The organism is Archangium lansingense (assembly GCF_026626635.1).
Lineage (GTDB): Bacteria > Myxococcota > Myxococcia > Myxococcales > Myxococcaceae > Archangium > Archangium lansingense.
Genome location: NZ_JAPNKA010000001.1, coordinates 9,765,599 through 9,789,636, shown reverse-complemented (window position 1 = coordinate 9,789,636; position 24,038 = coordinate 9,765,599). Strand labels below are relative to the sequence as shown.

At 68.1% G+C, this 24,038-nt stretch carries 17 protein-coding genes and 1 pseudogene; 11 read left to right on the top strand and 7 right to left on the bottom strand.

Translation table 11 applies throughout. The features are described from left to right. Nucleotides 1-79 precede the first annotated feature (79 nt). Both OV287_RS38880 and OV287_RS38875 read right to left on the bottom strand, forming a co-directional pair. The gene (locus OV287_RS38880; RefSeq protein ID WP_267539099.1) at nt 80-643 is read right to left on the bottom strand and encodes an adenine phosphoribosyltransferase; all 564 of its coding nucleotides are present in this window, start codon (nt 641-643) and stop codon (nt 80-82) included. Then, nucleotides 640-1,200, bottom strand: a complete 561-nt coding sequence (locus OV287_RS38875; RefSeq protein ID WP_267539098.1) for a Rossmann-fold NAD(P)-binding domain-containing protein — start codon at nt 1,198-1,200, stop codon at nt 640-642. The genes OV287_RS38880 and OV287_RS38875 overlap by 4 nt, the downstream gene beginning before the upstream one ends. A gap of 158 nt (nt 1,201-1,358) precedes the next feature. On the opposite strand from OV287_RS38875, the pseudogene OV287_RS38870 reads away from it, so the two are divergent. From OV287_RS38870 to OV287_RS38855, 4 genes and pseudogenes are all read left to right on the top strand, one after another. Next, nucleotides 1,359-4,672: pseudogene (locus OV287_RS38870) on the top strand (DEAD/DEAH box helicase). 148 nt (nt 4,673-4,820) lie between these two features. Beyond that, the gene (recN, locus tag OV287_RS38865) at nt 4,821-6,560 is read left to right on the top strand and encodes a DNA repair protein RecN (RefSeq protein WP_308809845.1); all 1,740 of its coding nucleotides are present in this window, start codon (nt 4,821-4,823) and stop codon (nt 6,558-6,560) included. A 93-nt stretch (nt 6,561-6,653) separates the two neighbouring features. Next, on the top strand, nt 6,654-7,415 hold the full coding sequence (locus tag OV287_RS38860; protein WP_267539096.1) for a Stp1/IreP family PP2C-type Ser/Thr phosphatase: 762 nt from the start codon (nt 6,654-6,656) through the stop codon (nt 7,413-7,415). A 258-nt stretch (nt 7,416-7,673) separates the two neighbouring features. After that, entirely contained in the window at nt 7,674-8,591 is a 918-nt protein-coding gene (locus OV287_RS38855; protein ID WP_267539095.1) for a M23 family metallopeptidase, read from the top strand. A gap of 90 nt (nt 8,592-8,681) precedes the next feature. Here OV287_RS38855 and OV287_RS38850 read toward each other — a convergent pair whose 3' ends face one another. Together OV287_RS38850 and rlmM are read right to left on the bottom strand one after the other, a co-directional pair. Next, complete coding sequence (locus tag OV287_RS38850; RefSeq protein ID WP_267539094.1) at nt 8,682-9,371, bottom strand: diguanylate cyclase domain-containing protein; 690 nt, start codon at nt 9,369-9,371, stop codon at nt 8,682-8,684. A gap of 39 nt (nt 9,372-9,410) precedes the next feature. After that, a complete protein-coding gene (rlmM, locus tag OV287_RS38845; protein ID WP_267539093.1) occupies nt 9,411-10,475 on the bottom strand; it encodes a 23S rRNA (cytidine(2498)-2'-O)-methyltransferase RlmM in 1,065 nt (354 codons plus the stop codon). Nucleotides 10,476-10,747: 272 nt separating this feature from the next. Here rlmM and secA point away from each other — a divergent pair, with 272 nt between their 5' ends. From secA to OV287_RS38815, 6 genes are all read left to right on the top strand, one after another. Continuing rightward, nucleotides 10,748-13,591, top strand: coding sequence for a preprotein translocase subunit SecA (gene secA / locus OV287_RS38840; RefSeq protein WP_267539092.1), 2,844 nt, complete (start codon nt 10,748-10,750; stop codon nt 13,589-13,591). A gap of 249 nt (nt 13,592-13,840) precedes the next feature. Further along, the gene (rpsB, locus tag OV287_RS38835; protein ID WP_267539091.1) at nt 13,841-14,818 is read left to right on the top strand and encodes a 30S ribosomal protein S2; all 978 of its coding nucleotides are present in this window, start codon (nt 13,841-13,843) and stop codon (nt 14,816-14,818) included. 143 nt (nt 14,819-14,961) lie between these two features. Continuing rightward, a complete protein-coding gene (gene tsf / locus OV287_RS38830) occupies nt 14,962-15,615 on the top strand; it encodes a translation elongation factor Ts (protein ID WP_267539090.1) in 654 nt (217 codons plus the stop codon). Nucleotides 15,616-15,779: 164 nt separating this feature from the next. Then, complete coding sequence (gene pyrH / locus OV287_RS38825; RefSeq protein WP_267539089.1) at nt 15,780-16,532, top strand: UMP kinase; 753 nt, start codon at nt 15,780-15,782, stop codon at nt 16,530-16,532. A 36-nt stretch (nt 16,533-16,568) separates the two neighbouring features. Next, nucleotides 16,569-17,123: a ribosome recycling factor gene (gene frr, locus OV287_RS38820; RefSeq protein WP_267539088.1), complete on the top strand. Its 555-nt coding sequence runs from the start codon at nt 16,569-16,571 to the stop codon at nt 17,121-17,123. A 1-nt stretch (nt 17,124) separates the two neighbouring features. Next, entirely contained in the window at nt 17,125-18,063 is a 939-nt protein-coding gene (locus OV287_RS38815; protein WP_267539087.1) for a diguanylate cyclase, read from the top strand. A 77-nt stretch (nt 18,064-18,140) separates the two neighbouring features. Here OV287_RS38815 and cyaY read toward each other — a convergent pair whose 3' ends face one another. Continuing rightward, a complete protein-coding gene (cyaY, locus tag OV287_RS38810) occupies nt 18,141-18,473 on the bottom strand; it encodes an iron donor protein CyaY (RefSeq protein WP_267539086.1) in 333 nt (110 codons plus the stop codon). Nucleotides 18,474-18,500: 27 nt separating this feature from the next. Beyond that, nucleotides 18,501-19,010 (bottom strand): SixA phosphatase family protein, encoded by a 510-nt coding sequence (locus tag OV287_RS38805; RefSeq protein WP_267539085.1) that lies wholly within the window; start codon nt 19,008-19,010, stop codon nt 18,501-18,503. Nucleotides 19,011-19,233: 223 nt separating this feature from the next. Here OV287_RS38805 and OV287_RS38800 point away from each other — a divergent pair, with 223 nt between their 5' ends. After that, nucleotides 19,234-19,929: a hypothetical protein gene (locus OV287_RS38800; RefSeq protein WP_267539084.1), complete on the top strand. Its 696-nt coding sequence runs from the start codon at nt 19,234-19,236 to the stop codon at nt 19,927-19,929. Between the two features lie 113 nt (nt 19,930-20,042). Here the strand turns inward: OV287_RS38800 and OV287_RS38795 are convergent, their stop codons facing one another. Further along, nucleotides 20,043-23,831: an FAD-dependent oxidoreductase gene (locus OV287_RS38795; protein WP_267539083.1), complete on the bottom strand. Its 3,789-nt coding sequence runs from the start codon at nt 23,829-23,831 to the stop codon at nt 20,043-20,045. Nucleotides 23,832-24,038: the final 207 nt, after the last annotated feature.

Here is a 24,038-nt window from a genome sequence, read left to right as displayed (position 1 = left end):
CGAGTGGGGGCTCAGAAGTAGGCACTCAGAAGTAGGCACTCAGAAGTAGGCGCTCAGAAGGCCACGCAGGCCCCGCCGCTCAGTAGGAGAGCAGCGCGCAGACCTTCTCGGCCCCCAGCCGCTCGCGCCCGGGGAGGAAGTCCAGCGAAATGAGGAAGCTGAAGCCCACCACCTCTCCGCCGAGCTTCGAGACCAGGCGCGCCGTCGCCGCCGCCGTGCCACCGGTGGCCAGGAGATCATCCACGATGAGCACCCGGTCCCCGCGGCTCACCGCGTCCTCGTGGAGTTGCAGCCCGTCATCGCCGTACTCCAGCGAGTAGCGCTCCATCACCGACTTGTACGGCAGCTTTCCCGGCTTGCGCGCCGGAGCGAAGCCCGTGTGCAGCGCCAGGGCGATGGGCGCTCCCAGCAGGAAGCCGCGTGCCTCCACTGCCACCACCTTGGTGATGTGTCGGCCACGGAAGGGCGCCGCCATCGCGTTCACCACCCGCCCGAAGAGGTGCGGATCCGCCAGCACCGGCGTCACGTCCTTGAAGAGGATGCCCGGCTTGGGGAAGTCCGGCACATCGCGGACACGGGCCTTCACGTCCTCGAGGAGGTTGGAGTCGTGACCGGGGATGAACAGGGGTGAGGTGTTGCTCATGTGAAGAGCTCCGGGTTGACGCAGTGAGGGGGTTTCCGCCCATCCAGCGCGGCGAGGAGATTATCCACTGCCATGGAGGCCATGCGTCCACGGGTGGCATGGCTCGCGCTCGCGATATGCGGGGCGAGCAGGACGTTGGGGAGGTTCATCCTCCACTTGCCCGCCCGCACGTACGCGTCGGCCTCGGCCACCCGCCGCGCCAGCCCCATCATCAGGGAGAAGGCGAAGTCCGCCGTCGTCTCCGTGAGGACCCCCGGTGTTTTTCCCACGGGGATACGCCGCGCGGTGCATGCCGCCACGTCGATGTTGTCGTAGCCCACCGCCACGTTGCTGACCGCCCGCAGGCGGGGAGCACCGTCGAGCAGGGGCTCGTCTACCCGGTCGGTCAGCAGGGTGATGAGCCCGTCCACCTCCCGAGCCTCGGAGAGCAGCACCTCCCGTGGGGGAGGCAACTGCTCTTCCCACACCCGGAGTGAGACCTGAGCGGCCAGCCGGGCCAGCGCGTCACCAGGAAGTTGTCGCGTGACGAAAACTCGGGGGCGTGTGGGGCGTTCCATTTCGACCGCCGATGCTCGCACAGCCGCGAGCCGTGCGGTGGATGACCGAGCAACCATTGCCTGGCCATCGACCTGCATTTTTCCCACGACGGAGCCTGCCCCGTCTGTGGTAATCGAATGGATTCCCCTCGCACCGGGGGGAAGGGACTTGCGAAAACGTGCCGCCCTCCACCGCCGACACCCGAGAAGCCTCCTTCCCACTTGATGGCCAGTGGCTGCGCGCCCTCAAGGCGGAGGTTCAGCCCACCACCTTCAAGAAGGGCCGCGAAGTCGCCGAGACGCGCCGCGTCTTTGGTCTCCAACGGGAGGGGAATGTCATCCGCGCCCAGGTGGCCGGCTCCACCTCGCCCCAGGAGCGCTATGAAGTCGCCCTGGAGGTGGGTGACGGCAAGCCCACCTCCAAGTGCACCTGCCAGTCGTGGAACGTCTACGGGCCGCATTGCAAGCACGTGGTGGCCGCGGCGCTCGTCTATGCCGCGCGTCTGCGCGCTTCGATGATTGCCTCCTCGGCGGCCGCGGCCTCCGCCGCTTCGACCGCCCCGGCTGCTGCCGCGCCTGCCGCCGCTGAGGCCGACGCTGCTTCCGAGGAGTCCTCGCCAGACGGGGAGGCGGACGCCAACTCCGAGGCACCTGTCCCCGTGGGGGAGTCCCCGTTGATGGACGCGGTGAGCCTCCCCGCGCTCGCCAAGGTGGAGAGCTGGCTGGGCCTCTCCGCCCTGCCCGACTACGAGTTCCTCTACCGGCTCACTCCTTCCAATACGGGTCCCGGCGGCCGCCACTGGCTGATGGATGTGCGCCGCCAGGACGCGCAGATGAAGGGGCCCGTGCACATCAAGCGCATGCTCCAGGCCGGCACCCGCATCGCTCCGGCCGACGAGCGCGTCTTCATCCTGCTCGCCAAGCATGAGCAGCGGTACGACTCGCGCATCGTCCTCTCCGATGAGGACCTGTGCGAGATGTTCGAGCTCCTGCGCCAGCGCCGCGTCATCTACCGCGGCACCGCGCTCCTGTTCTCGGATCAGCCGGTGCGGCCGCAGATCCACCTCGAGTCCCGCCCGGACGGAGCCACCGCCCGCATCGAGCTGTTGATGCCGGACGGGGCGAGCCTGGCCCTCAAGGACGCCATCCTGCTGGCGGGCATGCGCACGTACATCATCACCGCGCAGACGCTCTCTCCGGTGGAGCCGGACCTGCCGCCGCGCCTGGTGCGCAAGTGGCTGCTGGAGCCCACCATGGCCTTCCCGGTGGGTCAGTTGGACCGGGTGCTCACGTTCTTCGCCGCCCACCTGCCGCGCTTCCAGATGGCGCTCAAGGCGGATGACATCGACGTGGACGAGTCCGTGGAGCCCCGCTTCCTGCTCACGCTCGAGGGCACGCCCGAGCGCGTGAAGGTGCAGCTCGCCGCGCGCTACGGGCAGACCACGGTCCCCGTGTCCCCCAACGCCTCGCACCTGGGCTACGCCAGTGGCGTGGGCTCCGATGGCCGCAAGCTGTACCGGCGCCGGGAGGAGCTGGAGCGCGCCGCGGGCAAGCGCCTGCAAGAGCTGGGGATGCGCTACGACAGCCACACCCATGCCTATGAGGCGAATGGTGACGGCGCCATCGAGTTCTGGGCGCGCGGCCTCGCGTCGCTGCCCGAGGACTGGGAGCGCTACGGCGTGCAGGCCCCCAAGGTGCGCCTGCGCCCCAAGCTGCGTCCACGTATCCGCGTGGGCATGAGTGGGGTGAGCTGGTTCGATCTGGATGCCGAGTTCATCACCGATGACCAGGCGGTGGACCTGGGCGCGGTGCGCATGTGGCTCGACTCGGGCCGCCGCTTCGTGCCCCTGAAGGACGGCACCTACGCCGAGGCGGACCTCGCGGAGCTCAAGCGCGCCGCGGACCTCCTGGAAGAGGCCGGTGCCATGCCCGGCCGCACCCGCACGCGCCTGCCGCTGCACCAGGCCGTCGCGTTGGATCTGCTCATCGAGCTCGGCGAGTTCACCGAGGTGGAGGCCAAGGCTCGCAAGGCGATGTCCGAGCTGCGCGACACCAACGGCGTGCCCAAGGTGGCGCTCCCCGAGGGGCTCCAGGCCACGCTGCGCCACTACCAGGAGGCGGGCCTGTCCTGGCTGTGGTTCCTCCACCGGCACGGGCTGTCCGGCATCCTCGCGGACGACATGGGTCTCGGGAAGACGATCCAGTCCTTGAGCCTGCTGCAGAAGGTGGCCAACGAGGAGGGCCGCAAGCCGTCGCTCGTGGTGGCGCCCACCAGCGTGCTCGCCAACTGGGAGCGCGAGGCCGAGCGCTTCACCCCGGGCCTGAAGACGATTGTGTGGCACGGCCAGGATCGCAAGGAGCGCGTCGAGGACCTCAAGGGCTCGGACCTCGTGCTCACGTCCTACGCGCTGGTGCGCCGCGACCTGGAGGCGCTCAGCGAGGTGGGCTTCCGCTACGTCATCCTCGACGAGGCGCAGAACATCAAGAACGCGGACAGCGCCACCGCGCAGGCGTGCAAGTCGCTGCCGAGTGACACGCGCCTGGCGCTCACGGGTACTCCGCTGGAGAACCGGCTCAGCGAGCTGTGGAGCCTCTTCGACTTCCTCATGCCGGGCTTCCTCGGCAGCGCGGAGGGCTTCAGCGACCGCTTCGAGCAGCCCATCCAGGTGGCCAACGACAGCCACGTGCGCGACCGCCTGCGCCGCCGCATCCAGCCCTTCATCCTGCGTCGTCTGAAGACGGAGGTGGCCAAGGACCTGCCGCCAAGACGGAGAGCGTGGCCTGGTGCGAGATGGAGCCCGGCCAGGCGGCCCTCTACCGCGAGGTGCTCGAGGAGAGCCGCCGCAAGGTGAACGAGTCCATCGAGAAGGTGGGCTTCAAGCGCAGCCGTGTCTCCATCCTCGCGGCGCTCATGCGCCTGCGTCAGGTGTGTTGCGATCCGCGCCTGCTCAAGATGCCTCCGGGCACGCTGCTGCCCAGCAGTGCGAAGCTGGAGCGCTTCGGCCAGCTCGTGGACGACCTGGTCGCCGAGGGCCACCGCGCACTCGTCTTCAGCCAGTTCACCGAGATGCTGGAGCTGCTCAAGGGCGAGGCGGACAGGCGGGGCCTGCGCTACCTCTACCTGGACGGCCGGACGAAGGACCGCATGGGCAAGGTGGACGAGTTCAACCGTCCTGACGGCCCCCCGCTCTTCTTCATCAGCCTCAAGGCGGGTGGCACCGGCCTCAACCTCACCGCGGCCGACTACGTCATCCACTACGATCCGTGGTGGAACCCGGCCGTGGAGGACCAGGCGACCGACCGTACCCACCGCATCGGCCAGACGCGCGCCGTCATCAGCTACAAGCTGATTACCCGCGGCACCGTGGAGGAGAAGATTCTCAGCCTCCAGAAGCGCAAGAAGGACCTGGCCGCTGGCGTGCTCAGCGCGGATGGCGACTTCGGCAAGCTCCTGACCGAGTCGGACATCGTCGACCTGTTCCAGGGCGAGTAACCCGGGAGGACTACATAAGAGTCTGACTTTTCACATCACCCTCCGTGCATGCAAGCTGCCGCACGAGCCTCGGGACGGAACGCTTGTACAGTGTCAGAGGTCACTGATAGGTTGTTCAGGTACGGTCCGAATGGCGAAGGAGGGCACCGTGCTGCTGGGCTTGCGCATTTCGAATGTGGCGGTGATTGAGGAGGTGGAGGTGACGTTCGGAGCCGGCCTGACCGTGCTCACGGGCGAGACAGGCGCGGGTAAGTCCATCCTGGTGGACGCCCTCGGTCTGTTGCTGGGCGGGCGGGCGGATGCGGACGCCATTCGCGCGGGCTGCGACGAGGCCTCGGTGGAGGGCGTCTTCGAGCGCACCCCGGTGCTGGCCGCTCGAATGGAGGAGCTGGGGGTACCGGACCTCGGAGAAGAGGTGCTGGTGCGCCGGGTGGTGGGCCGCAATGGCCGGGCCAAGGCCTACATCAATGGTTCCATGGTGACGGTGGGCGTGCTGGCCCGCTTCATGCGCGGCGCGGTGGACATCGCCGGCCAGCACGAGCACGTGAGCCTCTTCGACGCTGGGCTGCACCGGGTGCTGCTGGACCGCTACGGGCGGTTGGAGGAGCAGCTCGCCGCCTATGGCCGCGACTATGCGGCCGTGGCGGAGGTGGTGTCGCGCATGGAGGCGCTGGGCGGGGACGAGTCCCGGCTGCGCGAGCGCGCCGAGTTCCTGCGCTTCCAACTGGATGAGATCACCCGCCTGGAGCCGGAGTCGGGCGAGGACGTGCGGTTGGATGCCGAGCGGCGCCGGCTGGCCGGTTCAGAGAAGCTCAAGCGGCAGGGCGCCGAGGCAGAGCAGCTGCTGTCCGGTGAGGAGTCGAGCGCGGTGGAGACGGTGGGCCGCGCGCTGGGGCTGGTGAATGAGGCGGCGAAGTGCGACGCCACGCTGGCCCCGGTGGCGCAGGCGCTGGGTGCGGCCCTCTCGGAGCTCGAGGGAGCGCAGCGCCGTCTCAATAGATATGTGGAGGGCCTGGAGTCCGACCCGGCCCGGCTGGGTGAGGTGGAGGATCGCCTGGACGCCCTCAAGCGGTTGTGCCGCAAGCACGCCACCACCCTGGACGGGGTGCTGCAAAAGCGCGACGCGCTGGAGACGGAGCTGTCCACCCTGGACAACCGGCAGGAGGTGCTGGAGCAGCTCGCCCGCGAGCGCAAGGCCGCGGAGGAGCGGGCGCGCCGCAGTGGCGAGGCCCTCTCGAGGGCGCGTGCCGCGTGCGCCGTCTCCTTCGGGACGCAGGTGCGCGAGGGCCTGGGGATGCTCGCGCTGGGCAAGGCCGCTTTTGAGGTGCGGGTCATGCCCGGCACCCAGCTCAAGGCCGAGGGCCTGGACGATGTGGAGTTCTTCTTCAGCGCCAACCCGGGTGAGCCCCCCCGTCAGCTCGCCAAGGTGGCGTCTGGCGGTGAGGCGTCGCGCCTCCTGTTGGCCCTCAAGCGTGCGTTGGCGGACAGTGATGGGTGTGGCTGCTACATCCTGGACGAGGCGGATTCGGGGGTGAGCGGCGCCATCGCCGACGTGGTGGGTCGGATGATTCGGGACGTCAGTGGCCACCGTCAGGTGCTGTGCATCACCCACCTGCCGCAGGTGGCGGCCTACGCGGACGCCCACCTGCTCATCCGCAAGGGGCTCAAGGGCGAGCGGACCGTCTCCGAGGTGGTGCCCCTGGAGGCCGGCTCCGCGAGGACCCAGGAGCTGGCTCGGATGATGTCCGGGGTAGAGGTGACGCGCGAGGCGCTGGGAGCGGCCGAGGCCCTGGTCCGCTCGGCCCACCGGGTGTCCGGACCCCCCCGGGCCCGGCGGGAAGTCGCCCCGGAGGGTGGCTCCCGGGGCAGGCTGCGCCGCAGTGCGTAGCCAGGTACGTGCAACGCCTCCTTGCTCCGATAAGGTCCCTCACATAGCATCCAGCCCGTGTCCAGAACCGCAGGGCAGACCGCGGCTCCCCGCATGAAGGTCGTCTCGGCCGGCCTCACGGATGTGGGGCGTAAGCGCAACCATAATGAAGATAGCTTCCTGATCGACGACGAGCTCCAGCTCTATGTCGTCGCGGATGGCATGGGTGGCCATGCTGGGGGCGGTACCGCCTCCCGCATCGCCGTCGAGACCATCGACAAGGAGCTTCGACGGGCCCGGGAAGGTCGGGATAACCCGTTCGTCACCACGTCCAACCTGCAGGACGCGCTCCTGCCGGATGCCTTGCGTACGGCAGTGGAGAAGGCCTGTCTGGCCATCTTCACCACCGCGCAGGAGGATCCGCGCCTGTCGGGGATGGGGACGACGGTCATCTCGCTCGTCGTGCGCGACAATCAGGCGTTCTTCGCGCACGTGGGCGACAGCCGCGCCTACCTTGTCCGGGGTCCCCTCATCCAGCAGATCTCCGAGGACCATTCGTTGGTCAACGAGCAGATCAAAGCCGGGATGATCACCCCCGAGGAGGCCAAGCACTCCCGCTACAAGAACATCATCACGCGCTCGGTGGGCTTCGAAGAAGAAGTCCAGGTGGACGTGATGGGGGTGGTGGCCGAGCCAGGAGACGTCTTCCTGCTGTGCTCGGACGGCCTCGCCAACATGGTGGAGGACCGGGAACTGCATGAAGCGGTGCAGGCCTCGGCCAACCTCGGCGATGTTCCCAAGCGGCTTATTGACCTGGCGAACGAGCGGGGCGGTGACGACAACATCACCGTCATCGTCGTTCAGGTCTCTGCCTGATAATCAGGGCGCTCCGAGTGGGCGCCTGGAATTGTTCCACCAGGATGGACGTGGGACGTTGGGTGTCGTGTGTCCACACTTGACACCCTGAGAAGTCGGGTGGTAGCTGCCCAAACAATTCCTGTGCCTTGAGAGGCACGGTGGATGACGGATGGTGGGGCGATGGGGCGTGGGGGAGATGAAGCGCACTCGGGCATGACCTAGATTCCGGCCCCGGGTACGCACGCCGAAGCGCTGAGGCGCACAAGGGAGCTGGCATTGGCGAAAAAGTCCTACACCCTGATCGTGGTCCCGGACCACGAATCTCCGGTCAAGCGCTACCGCGTGCAGAAGTCGCTGTTCCTCCAGGTGGGAGGCGGACTTCTGCTGCTGGCGGGGCTGGCCCTGGGGGCCACCCTTCACTACTTCCAGGTGGCTCGGGACGCGGCGGAGAACCGGATTCTCCGTGAGGAGAACCTGACGCTGCGCAGCCAGTTGAAGTCGGTGCGCGAGCGGATTGAGCACATCGGGTCCACGCTGGACCGGGTGGAGCGGTTCGACCAGAAGCTGCGAGCCATCACGTTGTTGTCGGATCCGCAGCGCAACCTGGCCATGGGTCCGGTGGAGCCGGAGCCGGGGGTGGGGGTGCCCACCGCGGAGACGCAGTTCACGGAGCTGGCGAGCATGGAGTCGCCCAAGGCGCTGACGGGGAAGCTGGACCGGCTGAGCGCCGAGGCCACCCGGCAGGAGCAGAGCCTCCACGAGCTGCAGGCGTACTTCCAGGACCAGAAGTCGTTGCTGGCCTCCACGCCGTCGCTGTGGCCGACGCGCGGCTGGGTGACGAGTGACTTCGGCTCGCGCATGGATCCCTACACGGCGGACCGGGTGATGCACGCGGGTATGGACATCGCGGCGCCGCACGGCAAGGACGTCTTCGCGCCGTCGGACGGCACGGTGGTGTTCGCGGGGCTCGAGGGCGGTTACGGCAATGTGATCGTCGTCGACCACGGCTACGGCATCAAGACGCGCTACGGCCACCTGGCGAAGATCCTGGTGAAGGCGGGAGACCGGGTGAAGCGTGGCGCGCTGATTGCGGCGGTGGGCAACACCGGCCGCTCCACGGGTCCGCACCTGCACTACGAAGTGCGCGTCAACGGCATCCCGCAGAACCCGCGCAAGTTCATCCTCGAGGAGTAACCTCGAGGCGCAGCACGAGGGAGAAACACCCCTCTCCCCTCGGGAGAGGGACGGGGTGAGGGTCATCGGACCCTCGCCCCTTTCGCGTTTCTAGGGCTCGGAGCGGCCGGGCACGAAACCACCGAGCTGCAGCCGCCGGTGCTGGAGTCCTCCGGCGTTCCCCATGCGCTCCAGGGTATAGGCGCGCTCGAGCTCCCCCCACACGAGCGGCCCCAGCACCTGCCAGTGGGTGGGTTGCTCGATGGTGAGCTCTAGCAACGCGAGCGTGAAGTCCGGAGCCTCGGCACCCGCGGGAAGCGCGGCGCGAGCGTCCGCGGCGAGCCGGGACCGGGTGGGCTCGCGCAGTCCCTCCGTCACCGCGAGGCCCGAGGTGGGCACCAGCAGCACGGCGAAGTTGTCCCCTTGCAGCCGCACCACCTTGGCCCCGGGGAACTGGGCGCGCAGGGACTCCACCACGGCCCGCAGCATCGCGTCGCCCGCGGGGAAGCCGTGGCGCGCGTTGACGTGAATCATCCCCTTCACGTCGGCGATGAGGGCGCCCACCGTCCAGCCTGAGTGGTGGGCGTGCGTGGAGAGGTCGAACTCCTCCTTGAGGAGCGTCCCCTGCGTGAGGGCGAGCGGATTGAGCGCCCCCGTCGCGTCCGGCACGCCACGGCGGGCGTGCTCCTCGTCGAGCAGGCGCTGGAGCGCGACCTTCACGGGCTCGGGCGAGCGCTGCACGAGCCGTGAGTAGAGGGTCACCAGCGCGGTGGCCATGGCTTCGTCGATGGCGTAGGGCATGGCCGCTCTTTAACGCCGACCCCCTCCCAGGGGGAGGGTCTAGATGGCCTTGTGCGCGGTGACTGTCACCTCGTCCCGGTCGTGGTAGAGCTGGCGCATCGTCAGCCCCTGCCAGCCGCCCTCCTGGGTGAGGATGTGACGCACCCGCACGAGGATGGGGTTCTTGTCCTTCATGGGCAGCTTGATGTTGGCCACCAGATGGGAGGCCCAGCCGCGCCGGCCCCACTTGGCCAGGAGCTGCGCCACCTCGAGCGGCCGCCAGGCCATGTCGCAGAAGAGCCAGTCGGCTGGCTCCTCGGGGGAGTAGGCGAAGGCGCTCTCCTGGATGTGCTCCACGCGAGGCTGTCGGGCGAGCTCCGGCATCAGCTTCGCCGGGTCCACGGCAATCACCCGTGCTCCGCGCGCCACCAGCCGCTGTGTCCATCCGCCCGGGGCCGCGCCGAGGTCCACACACACCTCACCCCGGCCCGGCTCGAAGGGCAGGTTGACCAGAGCCTCCTCCAGCTTCATCGCCGCGCGAGAAGGGGAGTCGCCCGAGCGCCGCATCCGCTGGCGGCCACCCGGCGAGAGCGAGAGCGCCTCACGCGCGGGCACCGAGCCCACCAGCACCACGCCAGGAGCCACACACAGCTCGACGAGCGTCGCCCCGGCCTCGCGGGCGCGCCAGGTCTCCTCCAGCAGCCGGTCCGCAGGCAGACGTGCCCGTACCGCTTCCAGCAGGGCATCCGCCTCGTCGGCCATCCGGTTGCCGGCCGGGCTGTCCGGGGTGAAGGCCTGGAGCACGAGCAAGCCAGCAGGCACCGTCTCGGCCACCCGGGCGGCGATCGACTCGGCGAGCTGCTCGGGTGATTGCTCGGCAGGCAACGAAGCCTGCACACGGATGCCCGTGCGGGCGAAGACGGGGGGCTCGGGCGGGCGCTTCTCGCTCTCCACGAGCACCTCACCGAGCATCCGGGGGGAGGCTCCCGCCCACTCCAGCTCTTCGAACAGGTGGGGCTCGAAACCGGCGCGGCAGGTCCAGAGCCACCGCCCGGGTTGTGAGGGGAGGGTAGCCGCCGGTATAGGCGGTATCTTCACCCGGGGTGGAATCGCGGGGAGCGGCATGGGCGCTGGCTTCGCCCCCCGAGCAGGGGACGGGCCCTTCTGAGGGCGGGGAGCAGGGCGCCTGGCGGGACGACTGGTCTCTTTTCGACGGGAGGGCATTGCGTGGCCTCGGTTCCGCTTTACTCTGTCCTGCCGCTCGCGCGGCGGCCAATCAGGTGGAATGACGCGGGAGAAACGCATGGTTTCCTTCCTGCATCCCACCTACAATCCAGGGATTTCCTTTCACTCGCCGCGTCCCTTCGCGGATTCTTCGGCGAGAGAGTCAGAATCGCATGATCGAATGGACGCTGAAGAAGATCATCGGGACGAAGAATGAGCGCGAGCTCAAGAAAACGCTCCCGAAGGTAGCCCGCATCAATGAGCTCGAGAGCAAAATGCGGGCGCTCAAGGATGAGGACTTCCCTGCCGCCACCGCACGGATGAAGCAGGAGGTGCAGAACGGCCGCCCGCTGGACGAGCTGCTGTTCGACGCCTTCGCCATCACGCGCGAGGCTGCTCGCCGGGTGATCGGCCAGCGTCACTACGACGTGCAGATGATCGGCGGCATGTTCCTCCACCAGGGGTGCATCGCGGAGATGCGCACCGGTGAGGGCAAGACGCTCACCGCCACGCTGCCCTCGTACCTCAACGCCCTGTCCGGCCGCGGCGTGCACGTGGTGACGGTGAACGACTACCTCGCCCGGCGCGACGCCGAGTGGATGGGCCGTGTGCACCGCTTCCTGGGCATGACCACCGGCTGCATCCTCCACGAGCTGAACGACCGTCAGCGCCAGGAGTCCTACCGGGCGGACATCACCTACGGACAGAACAACGAGTTCGGCTTCGACTACCTGCGCGACAACATGAAGTTCCGCCTGCAGGACTACGTCCAGCGCGAGCTGAACTTCGCCATCGTTGACGAGGTGGACTCCATCCTCATCGACGAGGCCCGCACCCCGCTCATCATCTCCGGCCCCACCGATGACACCACCGACAAGTACTACAACGTCGACAAGGTGATCCCGGGCCTGGTGCCGGACCAGGACTACATCCTGGACGAGAAGCACAAGTCGGTGTCCCTCACCGACGCGGGCATCGAGAAGCTCCAGCAGCGGCTCAAGATTGGGAACCTCTACGATCCGGGCGAGATCGAGACGCTCCACCACGTGGAGCAGGCCCTGCGCGCCCACACGCTCTACAAGCGTGACCGCGACTACGTGGTGCGCGACGGCGAGGTCATGATCGTCGACGAGTTCACCGGCCGCCTGATGGCGGGCCGCCGTTGGTCGGACGGCCTGCACCAGGCCGTCGAGGCCAAGGAAGGCGTGAACATCGAGAACGAGAACCAGACGCTGGCGACCATCTCGTTCCAGAACTACTTCCGCATGTACTCCAAGCTCTCGGGCATGACCGGCACCGCCGACACCGAGGCCGAGGAGTTCGCGAAGATCTACAACCTCGAGGTCCGGGTGGTGCCTACCAACCGGGCGATGGTCCGCAAGGATCAGGACGACGTCGTCTACAAGACGGAGCGCGAGAAGTTCGAGGCGGTGGCCAAGGACATCGTCGAGCTGCACAAGAAGGGGCAGCCGGTGCTGGTGGGCACCGTGTCCATCGCGAAGAGCGAGGTGGTGGCCAACTTCCTCAAGGCTCAGGGCATCCCCCACAACGTGCTCAACGCCAAGCAGCACGAGCGCGAGGCGGAGATCGTCGCGCAGGCGGGCCGCAAGGGCGCGGTCACCATCGCCACCAACATGGCCGGTCGCGGCACGGACATCCTCCTGGGTGGTAACCCCGAGGTGATGGCCAAGGCCGAGGTGGGCCCCGAGCCCCAGCCGCCCGACGTGACGACGACGCCGGAGGGCCAGCCGGTGGACATGACCGGCTACCAGCAGGCGCTCGCCGAGCACAAGCAGCGCTTCGAGGCGGCGCTGGCGAAGTACAAGGAGCAGACGCAGAAGGAACGCGAGGAAGTGGTGGGTGCCGGCGGCCTCTACATCATCGGCACCGAGCGCCACGAGTCGCGCCGCATCGACAACCAGCTGCGTGGCCGCGCCGGCCGCCAGGGTGACCCGGGTGGCAGCCGCTTCTACCTGTCGCTCGAGGACGACCTGATGCGCATCTTCGGCTCCGAGCGCATCTCGGGGCTGATGGAGCGCCTGGGCATGGAGGAGGGCGAGGTCATCGAGCACGTGTGGCTCAGCCGCGCCATCGAGAGCGCCCAGCGGCGCGTCGAGGGTCACAACTTCGACATCCGCAAGAACCTGCTCGAGTACGACGACGTGATGAACCAGCAGCGGCGCACCATCTACAAGCTGCGCCGCAAGGTGCTGGCCGCCGGTGCTGGCATCCCGCTGATCGAGTACGAGGAGGACAAGAAGACCCGCGCGAAGATCCGCTCCGAGCAGACCGTCTCCTGGGCGGACTACCGGGAGCTGCTCCTGGACGCGGTCGAGGACGTCATCGTGTCGCTCACCGACACGTACTGCCCGTCCAAGAACCCCGCTACCTGGGACCTGGAGGCGCTCACCCGCGGCGTGAAGGAGTCGCTCAACCTGGAGCTGTCCTTCGCCAGCGCGGGCTCGCGCGAGGAGCTCCAGGACGACATCTACAAGGCGGCCGAGAAGGTCATCCAGACGCGGGAGCAGGAGTTCGGCGAGGAGTTCCTGCGCTTCCTCCAGGTGCGCTACCTGGTCACCATCGACACCCTGTGGAAGGACCACCTGCTGGCGATGGACCACCTGCGCCAGGGCATCGGTCTGCGCGGCTACGGCCAGAAGGACCCGAAGCAGGAGTACAAGAAGGAAGGCTACAACGGCTTCATGCAGATGCTGGGGGCCATCAGCACCCAGTTCGCCATGCAGATGATGCGCGTGCAGGCCAAGGCCGCCGCCGCCGCCGCCGAGGAGACGGCCCGGCTGGCCCGGCAGATGGCCCAGCGGCAGCGTCAGATGCAGGAAGGCCGTGCGGACGCCGAGGGCAAGCTGGCCGAGCCCGCCGCCGCGCGTCCGGCCGCCGCCGCCCGCCAGGGCGCCGCTCCGGCTGGGGGTCCCCGCGTGGGCCGCAACGATCCGTGCCCCTGCGGCAGTGGCAAGAAGTACAAGAAGTGCCACGGTGCCGCCGAGGCCAGCGTCTAGGCCTCGCCCGATGGACCGGGCCCCAGCCTCTCTGGGTGCCCGGCGTCCGTCCACAATTCCCCACCCGGCGTTGTGAAGCTTGCACCGTCGGCATGGGTTTTGTTAGAGAAGCGCGCCCGTCGCCAGCCTGGCTGGTGGCGGGCTCGTTGTTTCAGTCAACCCACTACACACACGTTCGTGCCGGCCCTCGGTGCTCCTGTCAGGGAGCGAACGGCCGGAGTACCCACACAACGTGGAGGAAGAACCGAGATGGATACGCAGGACAATACGACGCAGCAGCAGGCCATGGCCGCCGCCGGCGGCATCACGATGCGGCAGCTCCTGGAGGCCGGTGTTCACTTCGGCCACCAGACGAAGCGCTGGAACCCGAAGATGAAGCCGTACATCTTCGGCGCCCGCAACGGCATCTACATCATCGACCTGCAGAAGACGGTGAACCTGGCCCGCGCGGCCTTCCGCTTCGTGGCGGACATCACCGGCCGTGGCGGCTCGGTGCTCTTCGTGGGCACCAAGAAGCAGGCGCAGGACGTCATCCAGGAGGAGGCGCGCCGCGCCGGTCAGTTCTTCGTCACCAGCCGCTGGCTCGGTGGCACGCTGACCAACTTCAAGACGATCAAGCAGGGCATCGATCGGCTGAAGACCCTGGAGAAGATGGCCGAGGACGGCACCTTCGAGCGCCTCCCGAAGAAGGAGGTCGCGGCCCTCGAGCGTGAGCGCGAGAAGCTGGAGAAGAACCTGGGCGGCGTGAAGGAGATGTCCAAGCTGCCCAAGTGCATCTTCGTCATCGACCCGAAGAAGGAGCACATCGCGGTGCACGAGGCCAACCGCCTCGGCATCCCGGTCATCGGCGTGGTGGACACCAACTGCGACCCGGACGGCATCGACTTCGTCATCCCGGGCAACGACGACGCCATCCGCTCCATCAAGCTCTTCACCTCGAAGATCGCCGAGTCGTGCATCGAGGGCGGGGCTCGCTACCGCGCCAGCGGGGCGGCCGACCGTGACGAGGAGGAGGGTCGTGAGGAGCGTGGTGATCGCCGCGACCGCGACGACCGTGGCGACCGCCGCGGGCCTCGCCGTGGCGACCGGGGTGATCGCGGCGACCGCCGCGGTGGCGACCGCCGGGGTCCCCTCGTGGAGATGAAGGGTGCCGCCGCTCCCGCCCCTGCCGCGGGCGAGGCCTCCGAGGGCGGCGAGGCTGGTGGCGAGGAGTCCGCCGCCGAGTAGCGCCGCCGCGCCTCGTCCCTGAGGCGCGAGAAGTCCAGCCGGACGGCGCCTGGTTCGCCGCCCGGCTTTTCCTTTTCAACCGCCGCAGTACCTTCAAACCTTAATCCCTTCCCGAGGCTCGGGGAGGGTCCCTGGAGACGAACATGGCCGAGGTCAGCGCCACGATGGTGAAGGAGCTCCGCGAGAAGACCGGCGCGGGCATGATGGATTGCAAGAAGGCCCTCAACGAGACGGGTGGCGACTTCGTCAAGGCCGAGGAGTGGCTGCGCAAGAAGGGCATCGCCAAGGCCGGCAGCAAGGAAGGCCGCGTGGCGGCCGAGGGTGTCATCGGCACCTACGTTCACGGTGGCCGTATCGGCGTCATCGTGGAGGTCAACTGCGAGACGGACTTCGTGGCCCGCAACACGGACTTCCAGGATCTGGTGAAGGACGTGGCCATGCAGGTCGCCGCGGCCAGCCCCAAGTACGTGCGCCGTGAGGAGGTCCCCGCCGACCTGCTGGAGAAGGAGAAGGAGATCCAGCGCGCGCTGCTCAAGCAGCAGGGCAAGCCCGAGGCCATGTGGGACAAGATCCTCGTGGGCAAGGTGGAGAAGTACTTCGAGCAGGTGTGCCTCGTGGACCAGCTCTGGGTGAAGGACGACAAGAAGAAGGTCGGCGAGATGGTCACCGAGCGTGCGGCGAAGATCGGCGAGAAGGTCTCCATCCGCCGCTTCGTGCGCTACGAGGTGGGTGAGGGCATCGAGAAGAAGAAGGATGACCTGGCCGCCGAGGTGGCCAAGACGCTGGGCCAGGCCTAGTCGTCCGCCGCCCGCCGTCCCGAGGGCCGCGCGTTCCGGTATTCCCCGGGGCGTCGCGGCCCTTGCCGTTCGAGGGGCCGGGTGCCGGGGGAGGGGCCGGTGGCGGACGGCGGAGGGCACTCCGGCGTTGATCGCCGCCAGGGCGAGGGATAGAAGCGGGAGCAATGTCCGCTCCAGCCACTGCCCGTCGTTACAAGCGCATTCTCCTCAAGCTGTCGGGTGAAGCCCTGATGGGAGAGGGGAAGTACGGAATCCATCCTCCCACGCTGTCGCGCATCGCCTCGGAGCTCAAAGAGGTGGCGGAGGCGGGCGTGGAGCTGGCCGTGGTCATCGGCGGAGGCAACATCTTCCGCGGCGTGGCGGGCTCCACCGAGGGCATGGACCGCGCGAGCGCCGACTACATGGGCATGCTCGCCACCTGCATCAACTCCATGGCCATGCAGGACGCGCTGGAGAAGCAGGGCTGCCACACCCGGGTGCTCTCGGCCATCAAGATGGAGCAGATCGCCGAGCCCTACATCCGTCGGCGCGCGGTGCGTCACCTGGAGAAGGGCCGCATCGTCATCTTCGCGGCGGGCACCGGCAACCCGTACTTCACCACGGACACCGCTGCCTCCCTGCGCGCCATGGAGATCAACGCCGAGGTCATCCTCAAGGCGACCAAGGTGGATGGCATCTACAATGCGGATCCCAAGAAGGATCCGGCGGCACGCCGCTACCGGACGCTGACGTACATGGACGTTCTCAAGCAGAACCTGAACGTGATGGACTCCACGGCCATCTCGCTCTGCATGGACAACAAGCTGCCGATCATCGTCTTCGACCTCACCCAGCGCGGTAACATTGGCAAGGCCATCCTGGGCGACGCGGGCGAGATTGGAACCGTGGTGGGCGTGGGCGAGACGGCCTGGGCCTGAGAGAAGTACGGACGCGCTTCATAAGGAGACCTGCACATGGCAGACGCCGTGACCGAACTGAAGGGCCGTATCGACAAGACGCTCGAGGATCTTCGCCGGGAGCTGACGAAGGTGCGCACCGGCCGGGCCAGCCCCAACCTGTTGGACGGTATCCGGGTGGATTATTACGGCACGCCCACTCCGCTGAGCGGCGTGGCCAACATCACCTCGCCCGAGCCTCGGCTCATCATCATCAAGCCGTGGGAGAAGACCGTTCTGAAGGAGATCGAGAAGGCCATTCGTGAGGCCAACCTCGGCATCAACCCGATGAACGATGGCGAGGTCATCCGCCTGCCCTTCCCGCCGCTCACTGAGGAGCGGCGCAAGGAGATCGCCAAGCAGGTGAAGACCAAGGGCGAGGATCACAAGGTCGCCATCCGCAACATCCGCCGTGACGCCAACGAGGCGCTCAAGGCGCAGCTCAAGGACAAGAAGATCACCGAGGACGACTCCAAGCGCCTGACGGAAAAGGTGCAGAAGGAGACGGACGACGGGGTGAAGAAGGTCGACGAGATCATCTCCAAGAAGGAGAAGGAAGTGATGGAGGTCTGAGATGGCCTTCATCCTCGTCGCGGAGCCAGCCGCCGCAGTGGCTGGGGCCCTGCGCAAGTTCCTGGAGAGCGCCAGCCATGAGGTGACGATGGCGACCGACGTCCGGGAGGCCCTGGAGCGGGTGCGGGAGCTGGCGCCCGCATTGGTACTGGCTTCTGTCACGGAGAGCTTCGACGGCGAGGCGCTCTGCCGGCAGGTGAAGGAGGAGGCGCCGGGCATTCCGGTCCTCCTGCTGTACCTGCCGGAAGAGGAGCAGCCGGAGGCGCGCGCGTCCGCCGCAGGGGCGGAGGCGTGCCTGGTGGGTCCGCTGAAGCGGGCCACCGTGGTGTCCTGCGTGAGCCTGATGATGCAGCTCGCGCAGGCCCGGGAGACGGTGTCGGTGGTGCGCACCGAGATGCAGCTGATGCAGCATCAGGGGCCGCGCCGTGAGCCGAGCTCCTCCGGGGCGGACCTGGAGTTCCTCAAGCGGCTGCTCTTCATGGAGGTGAAGCGCAGCCGTCGCTACCGCTACCCCATCTCCTACCTGTTGCTGGAGCCGGACCGTTACGCGGAGCGCATTGCGACGCTGGCGCCGGCGCAGCGCACGTCCGCGCTGGCGGAGGTGCTCCGACGGCTCTCCGAGGCGCTGCGGGACATCGACGTCGCGGTGCCGTTCGCCGAGGGTCGCTTCATCGTCTTCCTGCCGTACACGCCGCACGAGGGCGCGATGGTGGTGGCCGAGCGGCTGCGGCAGCGGGTGAAGGAAGTGGAGTCGGTGCCGGGGCTGACGGCCTCCATGGGCCTGGCGGTGTTCGAGCCGTCGGCGCAGAAGGGCCAGGCGCAGGTGAGCTTCGGCAGCCTCATGAAGGAGGCGGGAGACGCGCTGCGGCGGGCCCAGGCCGCGGGTGGAGATCGCGTCGAGGGCGGCCGTCAGGCCCCCGCGGAGCCCGTCACCGAGTAACTCTGGAACCCCTCCCTCGTAACCCCTCTCCCTCTGGGAGAGGGGGCCGGGCATCCCAGGTTGAAGAAGGACCGGGGTTACCCGGGGTACGCGAGCTCCTGGCCGGAGATCTCCCGCACCACGTCCGCCACGAAGCGGAAGAGCTCGAGTCCCTTGCCCTTGTCGTCCAGCCAGGAGCCGCTGGCGGCGTCATAGGAGAAGTGGATGCCCTGCCCACGGCCCGCGACCCAGATCTGCCGCACGGCCCGCTGGGTATTGACGATGCACTTCTCGCGCGAGGGGGCCGTGAGGGTGACCATGTCACCGGTGCTCTCGGCCTCGAGGTCATCCGGGTCGAGCACGTCCGCGGCGGCCATGATGCGCTTGAAGGCCGCGGCGATGAGCTGGTTGTAGCGGGTCTCGTCCATCATCGGCACACCCTCCAGAGGCTGGAGCGGCTACTGGATGACGTCGAGCACCGGCTGACCGGGGGCGGCGAAGAAGAGCAGCCGGGCCGGAGCGGGCGTGGCACCGGGCTCGGTGGAGTCCGGACGCTCGATGGCGATGACGGTGCCCGGGTTGACCTGCTTGGGGAAGGACTGCATGCCCAGCAGGTGGGTGGCCAGGGCGCCCATGGTGGGCTGGTGGCCCACGAGCACGATGTTCTCACCCGTGTGCTCGTCGATGACGGGCGTCACGGCTCCCACCGGCATGTCCGGCAGGAGGCACCGATGGGAGCGCAGGGTGCCCTCGTGCTTGAGGATGGTGGAGAGCAACTGCGCCGTCTGCACGGTGCGTACCAGCGGGCTCGTGAGCACGAGCGAGACTGAGCCGATGCGCTCCGCCAGCGACGCGAAATGCGCGGCCGTGCTGGCTCGGGCCTTGGCAGTGAGAGCGCGCGCCTCGTCACCGAGTCCCTCGGGGGCCTCCGCGTCCGCCTCGCCGTGCCTTACCAGGAAGATCCTCAAGGTGCCTCCACCGCTCTGAACGGACCGCGGTTCGTACACGACCGCGCCCGGGTTGGTCAAAGGTAATACGGCGAATGTTGGCTGGTGACGGCCCCTCCCGCTGGGGGGCAAGCAGCCTGGAGTCGTTCCGTTCGCAGCGGATGCAATCCCGCCCGTGGAGGACTGTGCGCGGACGTATACTCCGCCCCTCGTGGAACCGGGGAGGACCCCTGGAGGAGTGTGGATGCGCAAGCTGCTGTGGGTGCTGTTCGCCGCGGGGATGCTGTCCGGCTGCAAGAAGGAAGAAGCCCCCGTGCCTGCCCAGGAGGAAGCCGGGGGGGCGGTCGTCGACGGGGAGCGGGAGTCCTCCGCCGAAGCTGGTGGGGTGTTCGATGACAGCAATCCCTACGCCCTCACCCAGGCGAAGCTGGACGCCTACGTTGGCTACCAGCGCCAGGTGCTGGATGCATATGCCGCCATGGCCCGGGAGCTCCAGGCCGCCAAGGTCCGGCTGACGGCTGGGACGCTGGACGCGCAGGGCAGGCCCGTGGGCATGAGCGAGTCCATGAAGGCCATCGAGAGCAAGGCCGAGTCCGAGGCCAAAGCCCGCCGCGAGGCCGGCCTTACCGAGGAGGACGTCAACCGCATCGGCTCCGTGGTCATGGACGTCATCACCCAGCGCCACATGGCCGCCATGATGGACCTGGGCGGGGAGCTCAAGAAGCTCGAGGAGATGCAGGCCCGGCTCAAGCCCGAGCAGCAGAAGGAGCTGGCACCCCAGATTGACGTCATGCGCCAGCGCGTGGAGGAGACGGACAGGCTCGTGTCCGTCCGCAAGCTCCATGGCGACGCCAACGTGGACCTCGTCCTCTCCCGCGAGCAGGACCTGATGCGCAACTACCAGGACATGCTCAAGTCCTTCGGCGGGAAGGCGCAGTAACGCGGGTTGACCCTCACCCCGACCCTCTCCCAGGGGGGAGAGGGGGTTGACGCGGGCTCAACCCGGGGCGCGGATACCCTCACCCCGTCCCTCTCCCGGCGGGAGAGGGGTACTTAGACGCGACGCAGGCCGGGTACCTTCTTCAGCAGCTGCGCCAGGTACAGGTCCGCCACCTTCTCCAGCACCGTGTTGCCTCGCAGGCGCTGGTTCAGGTTCACGAAGTCCACCTGGTCCAGCCGCTGGTCCTGGTTGTAGCAGGAGAACACCCACGTCTCCTTCCCCGTCCGCGGATCCACGTGCCGCTGCAGGCACTGCGCGCAGATCTCCTTCATCATGCACTGCATCGGCGAGTTGATGGAGCCGATCGCCTCGTGCTCGGGGTTGAGGTACGGCTGCAGCACCCCGTGCCGGGCCTCCTGCACCGCCCTCATCATCCGGTCCGAGCCGATGGCGATGATCCGCTGCACGTCCTTGAAGGACGCCACCGGTGCCACACCCAGCTCACCCTTGGCGTAGGCCAGCATCGCCTGCACCACGTTGCCCCGGAAGGACGTGTCCTGCGGGCGCCGCGCCTCGATGAGCTCCCCGGCGTCCACCGACCACACCACCTGGTCCGTCGCCGCCTCGATCTCCTCGCGCTTGAAGACGTCCGCGCGCTGACGGAAGCCGGCGAAGTACGCCACCTTGCACCCGGCCGCCTTGAGCGAGCGCGCGATAGAGAACAGCACCGCGTTGCCCAGGCCTCCTCCCACCAGCAGGACCGTCTCGTTGTGGCCGATCTCCGTCGGCGCTCCCGTGGGACCCATCACCACCACCGGCTCGCCCGGCTTCAGCGCGGCGCACAGCCGGGACGAGGAGCCCATCTCCAACACGATGGTCCCCATCAGCCCCTTCTCCTTGTCCACCCACGCGCCCGTCAGGGCCAGGCCCTCCATCGTCAGGCGCACCCCGTCCACCACCGGCGCGCTCCGCTCGAAGTTCTGCAGCCGGTAGAACTGGCCCGGCTCGAAGTGCTTCGCCGCGAACGGCGCCTTCACCACCACCTCCACGATGGTCGGCGTCAGCCGGTTGACCGTCACCACGCGCGCCAGCAGCGCCTCGTCCAGCTGCCCGAAGTGTGCCGTCAGCTTCTCGTCACGCCGCGCCTGTGCCAGCTCGTCGTTGAAGTCCAGCGCCGCCACTTCCTTCGCGTACAGACGCGCCACCTCGGGGTAGCCGTCCTTCGCGCTCGCCATGGCCTTCACCACGTTGCCCGCATACGTGGGGTGGTTGTCGCCGAAGTACGAGATGAGGTGCCCGTCCTTCCGGTACGAGGTGAAGAAGCCCACCTTCGCCCCGATGTCCTCCACCGGCTCCACCTGCGCCAGCCCGAAGCCGTCCGCCTGCTCCGCCAGCTCGTAGCTCTTGAAGTACTCGCCGTTCTCGTCGAGCTCGAAGGTGCCCGGGTACTCCTTCTCGTACGTGACGTTGGGCGCCGTGCCCGCCGCTACGCACACCGTGCGCGCCGGCAGCTCGAAGAACTCGCCGCTGCCGCGCAGCTTGCCGTCCTTCGTCACCATGCGCTCGAAGCGCAGCGCCTTCACCGCGCCCTTCTCGTCCGGCAGCGCCTCCACCGGGCTCATGCGCTCGATGAAGCGGATGCCTTCCTCCAGCGCCTTCGCCACTTCCTCGTGGTTGAGGCGGTAGGCCGGCGACTCCGTGAGGCCACGGCGGTACACCAGGCTCACTCCGCCCCAGCTCCGCACCAGCCGGATGAAGTCCGGCGCCCGGCCCTCGTCCTGCGCGGCCTGACGCTCGGCGCGCACCGCCCGACCGTGCTCCAGGAAGGCCTGGTACGTGGCCTTCTCCTCGGCGTCCAGCCGCGCCAGCACCGTCTCCTCGCCCAGCTCGGCCACCAGCTTCTCGTGGCGCTCGAGCGTCTTCTCCACCTGCACCGGGTAGTAGGCCAGCAGCTCCGTGGCCGTATCGATACCCGTCAGGCCTCCGCCGATGACGATGGCCGGCAGCTGCACCTGGAGGTTGGCCAGCGAGTCCCTCTTGAAGGCGCCCGTGAGCTGCAGCGACATGAGGAAGTCGCTCGCCTTGCGGATGCCCCGGATGAGGTTGTTCTTCATCCCGATGATGGTGGGCTTGCCCGCGCCCGCCGCGATGGCGATGTGGTCGAAGCCCATCTGCCACGCGTCCTCGATGGTCAGCGTGCCACCGAAGCGGATGCCGCCGTAGATGCGCAGGTTCTGCCGCCGCTCCAGCGTCAGGTGCATCAGCGTGAGGAAGTTCTTGTCCCAGCGCACGGTGATTCCGTACTCGGACACTCCGCCGAAGCCCTCGAGAATCCGCTCGTCCAGCTCGCGGGTGAGCGCCTTCCAGTCCCGGATGGGCCTCATCGCCTTGCCGTTGCGGCCCACCAACTCATCCTCGAAGGGCTCGATCTTCAGGCCGTCGATACCGGTGACGCCGAAGCCCTCGTTGAGCAGGTAGTGCGAGAGCGTGTAGCCCGCGGGGCCCAGGCCCACCACCAGCACATTGCGGCCCACGTACGGCAGGGCGTACGGGCGGCGCACGTTCAGCGGGTTCCAGCGCGTGAGCAGGCCGTAGATCTCAAAGCCCCAGGGCAGGCCGAGCACGTCCGTCAGGGCGGCCGTCTCCACCATGGGGATGTTCACCGGCTCCTGCTTCTGGAAGATGCAGGCCTTCATGCAGTCGTTGCAGATGCGGTGGCCGGTGCCCGGGCACATCGGGTTGTCCACCATCACCACCGCCAGCGACGCCAGCGAGTTGCCCTCACGCTTGAGCGCGTGGGCCTCGGAGATGCGCTCGTCCAGCGGGCAGCCGGTGAGCGGAATCCCCAGCGGGTTCTTCTTGAAGGTGTGGCCCTCGGCCACCGGGTCCTTCGCCTTGAAGCCCGTGGAGCACGAGTCCTTCTCGCGCTCGTGGCAGATGACGCAGTAGTCCACCTCGCCCATCACCTCGCGCGGCGTGCCACGCGGATCCGTCAGCTTGAAGCCGTCGCGGTAGCGCAGGTGGTGGTCCGAGCCCTGGGTGATCTCCGGCAGCTTCTCGTCCGGACGCTCCAGCTGCACGAGCTGGTCGAACACCAGCGGCTTGGGCACCCGGTGCGTGGGCCACTTGTGGAACAGCTCCTTCATCTCCGGGTGCAGCGCGCGGGCGTACGTCCAGCGGTCCGCCAGCGCCAGCAGGTTGCGCACCGACTGCAGCTCCGCCGCGTCGTCACCCTGCGTCACCAGGCTGGAGCCGAAGGCGTCCTTGCCCTCTGCCCCGGACAGCAGCGCGGCGCGGATGCCCGTCCACTTCGCCCGCAGGGCCTCACCCTGCTCCGGGGTCAGCGGCGGCAGGTTGCCGGAGGTGTTGGAAAAGAGCCGCTCCAGGTCCATCAGCGTGAGGATGGACTCGGCCAGCGCACGCTCGATGTCGTCACTGGCGAGCGCCTCGGGGAAGGCGAGCGACAGCATCAGCCGCATCCGCGCGTCCAGCGAGGGGTACTCGGAGAGCGACGGGCGATCCGCTGCGCCCTTCTTGAAGACGCGGCGGGTGATGAACTCGCGCTTGAAGTCGAACAGGGGCAGCTCGCCCTTGAGGTGGCGGGCCAGCCGGTCCGTGTCCGTCTCGAGGCCAAAGAGCCGGGTCACGAAGGCCGACACGTGGCGCGCCACGCGGATGAGCAGCTCGGACTCGGCGGGGCCGGTGAGGCCTTCGCCACCGGACTTCCTGTAGGCCTCGAAGGCCTTGAAGAGCTCGGGCTCGTCGGCGGCGAGCTGCTCGTCGAAGCGCTCGGCCAGGCGCCGCAGGCCGCGGGGGCGGTACAGATCCTCGAAGCCGAAGCCGGAGATGCCGAGGGTCAGCGTGGGGCCGTCGTTGGAAGAAAGAGCGGTCAAGGGGCGCATGTCACTAGGAGTGGTAGAAGGCAACCGGAGAAAAACGGTCGCCATACCGGCCCTATTTCGCGGCCCTCCGACTGGAAAGCAAGCAGACTCGATCAGCCAGGCTTCTGGTTCCTCTTCAACCCGCGTGAATCGCTGGTATCAGCCCCACCCACACATGGCTCGATCGGTGGGATGCCCTCCGTGCGTGCTCTCGGGCGCATCCCCGTC

Coding starts and splice junctions, on each gene's coding strand:
- OV287_RS38880 (WP_267539099.1), bottom strand. CDS start 643: ATGAGCAACACCTCACCCCTGTTCATCCCCGGTCACGACTCCAACCTC.
- tsf (WP_267539090.1), top strand. CDS start 14,962: ATGGCCGAGGTCAGCGCCACGATGGTGAAGGAGCTCCGCGAGAAGACC.
- OV287_RS38860 (WP_267539096.1), top strand. CDS start 6,654: ATGAAGGTCGTCTCGGCCGGCCTCACGGATGTGGGGCGTAAGCGCAAC.
- pyrH (WP_267539089.1), top strand. CDS start 15,780: ATGTCCGCTCCAGCCACTGCCCGTCGTTACAAGCGCATTCTCCTCAAG.
- OV287_RS38875 (WP_267539098.1), bottom strand. CDS start 1,200: ATGGAACGCCCCACACGCCCCCGAGTTTTCGTCACGCGACAACTTCCT.
- rlmM (WP_267539093.1), bottom strand. CDS start 10,475: ATGCCGCTCCCCGCGATTCCACCCCGGGTGAAGATACCGCCTATACCG.
- rpsB (WP_267539091.1), top strand. CDS start 13,841: ATGGATACGCAGGACAATACGACGCAGCAGCAGGCCATGGCCGCCGCC.
- cyaY (WP_267539086.1), bottom strand. CDS start 18,473: ATGATGGACGAGACCCGCTACAACCAGCTCATCGCCGCGGCCTTCAAG.
- OV287_RS38850 (WP_267539094.1), bottom strand. CDS start 9,371: ATGCCCTACGCCATCGACGAAGCCATGGCCACCGCGCTGGTGACCCTC.
- frr (WP_267539088.1), top strand. CDS start 16,569: ATGGCAGACGCCGTGACCGAACTGAAGGGCCGTATCGACAAGACGCTC.
- OV287_RS38795 (WP_267539083.1), bottom strand. CDS start 23,831: ATGCGCCCCTTGACCGCTCTTTCTTCCAACGACGGCCCCACGCTGACC.
- OV287_RS38800 (WP_267539084.1), top strand. CDS start 19,234: ATGCGCAAGCTGCTGTGGGTGCTGTTCGCCGCGGGGATGCTGTCCGGC.
- OV287_RS38815 (WP_267539087.1), top strand. CDS start 17,125: ATGGCCTTCATCCTCGTCGCGGAGCCAGCCGCCGCAGTGGCTGGGGCC.
- secA (WP_267539092.1), top strand. CDS start 10,748: ATGATCGAATGGACGCTGAAGAAGATCATCGGGACGAAGAATGAGCGC.